Annotated in this window: 5 protein-coding genes; 3 read left to right on the top strand and 2 right to left on the bottom strand. The window is 67.3% G+C overall.

Annotated elements, in window-relative coordinates:
* Positions 1-567: 567 nt before the first annotated feature.
* Both ACWGSR_RS37410 and ACWGSR_RS37415 read right to left on the bottom strand, forming a co-directional pair.
* Positions 568-1,137, bottom strand: a complete 570-nt coding sequence (locus ACWGSR_RS37410; protein ID WP_453573864.1) for a hypothetical protein — start codon at positions 1,135-1,137, stop codon at positions 568-570.
* Between the two features lie 184 nt (positions 1,138-1,321).
* The gene (locus tag ACWGSR_RS37415) at positions 1,322-1,795 is read right to left on the bottom strand and encodes an SPW repeat protein (protein ID WP_453573867.1); all 474 of its coding nucleotides are present in this window, start codon (positions 1,793-1,795) and stop codon (positions 1,322-1,324) included.
* Positions 1,796-2,235: 440 nt separating this feature from the next.
* Here ACWGSR_RS37415 and ACWGSR_RS37420 point away from each other — a divergent pair, with 440 nt between their 5' ends.
* From ACWGSR_RS37420 to ACWGSR_RS37430, 3 genes are all read left to right on the top strand, one after another.
* On the top strand, positions 2,236-2,991 hold the full coding sequence (locus tag ACWGSR_RS37420) for an MBL fold metallo-hydrolase (protein ID WP_453573870.1): 756 nt from the start codon (positions 2,236-2,238) through the stop codon (positions 2,989-2,991).
* A 1,118-nt stretch (positions 2,992-4,109) separates the two neighbouring features.
* Positions 4,110-4,415, top strand: coding sequence for a transposase (locus ACWGSR_RS37425; RefSeq protein ID WP_453573873.1), 306 nt, complete (start codon positions 4,110-4,112; stop codon positions 4,413-4,415).
* On the top strand, positions 4,412-5,359 hold the full coding sequence (locus ACWGSR_RS37430; protein WP_453573875.1) for an IS3 family transposase: 948 nt from the start codon (positions 4,412-4,414) through the stop codon (positions 5,357-5,359). The genes ACWGSR_RS37425 and ACWGSR_RS37430 overlap by 4 nt, the downstream gene beginning before the upstream one ends.
* The last annotated feature ends 607 nt before the right edge of the window (positions 5,360-5,966 follow it).

The raw sequence follows: 5,966 nt of genomic DNA on the forward strand, positions 1-5,966 counted from the left end.
ACCCCTGATCATCACGTCCGCAGCGTAACGAACTGCCGAATCGTCACACCGGTCCCCCCGACCAGGAAGCCTCAACAAGATCGTGTTACGAGCTCGAAGGAATCATGACCGGTAGTCCCTTTTCATAGTCGCTGAACGGAGGAGCAGACCGGATAAGCTGCACGCGATGTCCGGGGCTCCACATGCTGCGGGCGGGGGTTCTCGCCATGCGCCTACCCGAAATACCGGCTTTGACATATGTCTTGGCCTGTCCTTTTTTCTTACGGATGCCAGGTCGAAGCAGATCACTGCAAAGTTCCACTTTTGCTTCCAGGGCATCAGCATCCTGCTGATCGCATCCGCACTCGAGAGGCGTGCCTCACCGACGCTGCGCTGGGATCCGCAGTGGGTGGGCATTCCTTGCCGCACCTCCGGCCTGCCTGCGGTTCTGGAAGATTCGGATTACGTAGCTGATGAACCCTGTGGACGTCCTCCAGAAGCGACAGGTCCGCATGGCACACGTTGTCGATGCCCTTGGCCTTCCACCAGCGCCTCTTCGTGACCCTGCACGGGAGCCGGTGCAGGGCGTCACGACATGAAGGGGCTTACCGAGCGGGCCCGCTCCCACATCCCGGTGATCTGCTCGTCGGGACGCTGCTGCTCGCCGTGCAGGGCGTTGAGGATCACGAGTCCTCCGGTGAGCGCGGGCACGGTCCACTGGGCCCAGGTCAGCTGGCGGCGGGCCTTGTAGAGGTCGACGGGATGCTCGGCCGCCTTCTCGGCGTCCTGAGGGTCGGTGGAGGCGGCCAGTTCGACCTTCTTGCCCAGGACGCGGGCGTAGGCGGTGGCGGCCAGGGCAGCGGCGGTGACGACCGTCTTGGCCGTGGTGGAGGCGGCAACGCCCTGCTGGGTGGCGACGCGGTGGGCGTTGACGGCCAGCAGCCCGCCGCCGCCGAACAGATGGGCGCCGATGGCGGCGGCGTTGACCGGTGTCCACTTCGCCCAGCCGGCGGAGGCGATCCGGTCCGTGGCCGTGTCGGTTGCGCCTTCCTGCGCGGCGGCGCCGTTGAGGCCGATCGCGCCCATCAGGGAGCCGCCGAACCAGGCGGCCAGGCCCACATCGTGCAGGCTGCGGATCAGCGTGTTGCGTTCAGACATGACGGTCCTCCTTGGGGGGGTGGGACGGGTGCGGCCGGCGAAGATCCCCGGGGATGAGCAGGGGGTGGCCGGCGAAGGCCTTGAGCGCTGTTCGCCCCGGCCGTGTTTCGGCAGGAGCGCCGCCACGGCCGACTCGGACAGCTCTTCTCAGGGATCCCGGTGCCTTGGAACAGGGCCGGAGCGGTCAGTGCTCGTCGGCCGTGGAACGGTGGCCGCGTGCGCCGCGGCGATTGTCGGTGCGGTCGCGGGCTGCGGAGGCGGCGACGAAGGCCAGGAGGGCGGCGAGGGCGCCGGTGATGAGGTTGCTGGTGATGGAGCGGGTGCGGGCGACGTCACCGGCGACGACCCAGGGGGCGAAGCAGGTCCAGACGCCGATGACGACGGCGGCCCACGCCATGGAGTGGGTGCGTTCGTAGGAGTTGCCCAGACCGCCCAGGAGCAGCGCGTAGGCGATGCCGGCGATGAGATTGGTGACCGCGAGGGTGGTGAAGCCGTTGAAGCCGACTATCCACGGGGACGCGGCGAGATAAAGGCCGGTGATCAGGGCCAGGGCCTCGACCGCCTGGCCCCGCGGGGTCGCGGCGGCACGGTCGTGCCGAGCACGCAGCTCCACCAGGTCGGGATGCTCTTCGATCGGTGCGTGATGACTGGTCGCCATGATGGCCTCCACAGAAGGAGTGGTCACCGGGCCCCTACCCATACAGAAGACATAAATAGGAGAATGTCGCAAAACTCCCAATTTTTCTGTCACGAGGTCATCCGGTCTCACACGGACCGGGGGCGGGGCTTTCGGATTGAACGCTCGGGATGTAGTGGGACACGGTGCGGGCTGCGTCTGCCCCCGCCTGCAGGTGCTGTTCGCTCAGGACCGCGCGGACGCCGTCCTTCTCCTTATATGCGAAGGGCACAGCAGGGCAGATGCTCAAAAGGTCCTGTGTCACGTTCCCGTCCGCATGCCTCGCGGTGAACCGGACGGATTCGATCGGCCGATCACGCAGAGTCCCGCGAGGGGATGGACATGGACCTGTCTAGCTCGGACAGCCTTGAGATCGAATTCGTCGGCAGCGCCGCCCTTCCGCTGGGGCATGGGGAGTGGCCTTGCTGGCCGACCCCAACTTCCTGCACAAGGGCCAGTACGCCTACCTGGGCAACGGCTTGGTCAGCCGCCGCCTGCGCGATCCCGTCCGTGAGGTCGAAGCACTGCCCCAGCTGGACGCCGTCGTCCTCTCGCGCCTGCAGGGGGAGCACTTCGACCGCGTCGTACGGCGCGGCCTGAAGTCCGGCCTCCCGTTCCTCACCACGCCCCACGTGGCCCGCCGCCTGAACATGCCGCACGGCTTCCACCAGGCTCGCGGCCTCACCACCTGGGAGGACGAGGTCTTGGGTAGAAGGAATGCCCAGGTCCTCATCACCGCCCCGCCGGCCCGTCACGCGGGCCATTCCGTACTGCGCCGGTTCCTGCCACCCGCCATGGGCGCGCCGTTGCAATCCGGTCAGGTGGACGGGCCTGGAGGCGTCAACCTCTACCTCACCGGTGACACCCTCCCCTTCGAAGGGCCGAACGAGATACCCCGGCGCTTCCCCGGCATCCACCTCACCGTCCTCCACCTCGGCGGAACCACTCTGCCCGGAGGAATGCTCGTCACCATGCACGCCGAGCAGGGAGCCGAACTCGCCCACTCACTGGACACCCCCCGGATCATGCCGGCGCACTACGAGGAGTACACCGTGATGAAGTCGCCCCTCTCCGCCTTCCTCGACGCCGCGCGGCGCAAAGGCCTCGGCGAACGTCTCGTGCACTGCCCGCCCGGCGTCACCACGACCGTGCGGGTCGCGCCGCACCCCGTCCCCTGACTCCTGCCCGAAGACCGCTCACCCGCCCGGAGGAACCATGCCGTACACCGAGAACAATCACGTCACCTACAGTGATGGTCGCCCCGGCCTAACAGAAGGGGCACGTCGAAGAGGTCCGTGACGAGGGCCCGCACGCCGTCTACCGGATCCGCAACGAAGCGACCAACGAGATCCAGGTCGTCACCGAGGAACAAATCGGAGCCGGTCCGGGAGGAAACGCCTGAACCGCTGTAGAACGGACGGGGCCGGTGACCCCGTGGGTCGTACCCCTCCCTTTCCAGGCTTCCTCGTCCGGGCACCGCCCCCGCCATCGGCGGAATCAGGAACGGACAGCCAGATGAACCTTCTCGGCCGCGTCGCCTTCCGTACGGCGCTGACGGCCGCCCGCCGCCGCGGCGGCCGACCCGCCCTGCACCCACCGCGGGGTGGTCGTCACGGGGCACCTCGTCGTAACCGACGGTCACCGGGACAACTAGGGAGTGCCGCGGCTCGACGTTCCGGGCTCGTACGCAGGTGACCGCCCGCTGGTCCCGGGGCGCCGGACTGCCGCCCTCGTTGCCGGGCGGGCTGGGCCTCGCGCCGCGGGTGGAGGAAGCAGGCGGGCCGGAGCAACCCCTGGACCTGCTCCTCACCACCGGGGTTGGTGGACCCGGCACCTGCCGCTCCCCCGCACGTCCACCACGGCCGGCCCGTACTCCACCCTCCTGTCCTACACCGTCGGCCGGCGCGAAAGGGTGGTGACCGCCTTCCCGATGCCCGGGACCGCGCGGATCCCCGCCCGCCCCGCATCGGTGCGGGCCTCCGTGGCCCGGCGACCGGTGGTCTTCCAGCTCTGTTGGGGGACGACCGGAGCCTGACGGCCCCTGGCCCGGCTCACTTTCCACGAAGAGACGTCCCGCCCCTCCCGAACGGCGACGCGTTCGACCCCTACCTCAACTTCCTGCCCCACTTCCACCCCGTCGACCGCCTTCGGTCGCTGCGCCTCGCCGCGTACGCGGGGTCACGGGAGGGCTGGCACGCGCAGCCGCCCTTCCGGGGGGGAGGCCGGCGCTGAAGCTTCCCCTTGATGTTGGACATCTGGAGACTGGGACGTGGGGTTCCAGAGAAAGTAGTGCCAGGTGGGAAGTAAGAGCAACCGCAGCAGGCGGTACTCGGAGGAATTCAAGCGCGATGCGGTCGCGCTGGTCCGGTCCTCCGGCAAGACCGTCACCGAGGTGGCCCGCGAGATCGGGGTGAGCGCCGAGGTGCTGCGGAACTGGGTCAAGCAGGACACGGCCGACCGCGGGCAGGGGTCGCCGGGTGAGCTGACGAGCGCGGAGCGGGAAGAGCTACGTCGGCTGCGGAGGCAGAACCGTGAGCAGGCAGAGACGATCGAGGTGCTGCGAAAAGCGGCGGTCTTCTTCGCGAAGGAGAGCAATCGGTGAACGATGTGTACGCGTTCATCGAGGCGGAGAAGACCACCCACAACGTTGCTCTGCTGTGCCGGCTGCTGAAGGTGGCCCGGTCCTCCTCCTACGCCTGGCTGGCCGGCGAGTCGGCCCGTGCCGCCCGCCAGGCCGCCGACGATGCGCTCGCCCACGAGATCACCATGTTGCACATCGCCTCCCGGTGCACCTACGGGGTGCCGCGTATCCATGCCGAGTTGCGCAGGTTGGACCGGCGGGTCAACCGCAAGCGAGTGGAGCGGATCATGCGTGAGTGCGACATCACCGGGGTCACCCGGCGCAAGCACTGGTCGCTGACCCGTCCGGCGAAGAAGGCGGTACCCGCTCACGACCTGATCGGCCGCGACTTCACGGCCGCCGCCCCAGGGCGGGAACTGGTCGGTGACATCACCTGCATCCCCGCCGACGAGGGCTGGCTCTATCCGGCGACCTGGCTGGACCTGGCCACCCGCGAGATCGTCGGCTACTCGATGGCCGACCACCACCGCGCCTCCCTGGTGGTCAACGCCCTGACGATGGCCGCCGGACGTGGCCGGCTCCGGACCGGATGCGTCGTGCACTCGAACCGCAGAGCCGAGTACACCTCTGACGAACTCCGCTGGGAAATAAGCAGGTTGGGCCTGCGTCAGAGCATGGGCCGAACCGACTCGTGCTACGACAATGCCGCCGCCGAGAGCTTCTTCGTACTGCCGAAAGCGGAGATCGGCACCCGCCGTCGGCCCGACCGGACCACTGCCCGCGCTGAGCTCTTCGCCTTCATCGAGACCTTCTACGACCGCAAGCGGCTGCGAAGGCATCCAGTCTTGGGTACCTCACCCCGCTGGAGACCTGGCAGCGATACGAGCAAGAACACGCCCTCGCAGCGTAAGCATCAAATGCCCAGCATCACGCGGAAACTTCACGGTCCGAATTCAACTGCGTGAACATGAAAAGCGTTCCAGTTAATCCCTGAGGCGAAAGGAACCAGAGATCGGTAGATAATTCTCTCGACCGCCAGAGAACCCTTGAGAGACAAGAGCGTTTTGAGGTGGCACTCCGAGAGTCCCCGGGGCTGGAGCTGCCCTGCCTTCGGCCCTACCTGCCCCAGCGATTGAGGCCAGCGGTATGATCGGCACTGTCCCGGGTAGCGGATGAACATGTTCAAACATCGACGTGTACGGGTCGCGTGCGTGCTACTCCTCGGATGGGCGGCATTGACCGTCGTGGAATGGCGGGTGGAACAGGCACCCTGGCGTACGGCTGTGATGAGCGGGTTTCTGATGGCGTGCGTGGTGGCGGGTACTTGGTGGTTCGCCGAGATGACACAGGGCCTGTCCTCACGAACACATAGAAACCAACGGGCGATCGGGTCCCCCGCTGACAACCGCCCCGGCAAAGAAGTAAGGCACACACATCCAACCGGTACGCCTGCCGGTGACGCCAAAAACAACACACGTCAGTGAGCCTCTTTCATCCTGTGCTGGAGGGTGAAATGGGCTGGTCAGCGGGTGTGGTGACGAGGCAGGGCCCCTGGTCGTTGGCGTGGTGATC

This window comes from Streptomyces sp. NPDC055632 (genome assembly GCF_053618675.1).

Coding starts and splice junctions, on each gene's coding strand:
- ACWGSR_RS37410 (WP_453573864.1), bottom strand. CDS start 1,137: ATGTCTGAACGCAACACGCTGATCCGCAGCCTGCACGATGTGGGCCTG.
- ACWGSR_RS37415 (WP_453573867.1), bottom strand. CDS start 1,795: ATGGCGACCAGTCATCACGCACCGATCGAAGAGCATCCCGACCTGGTG.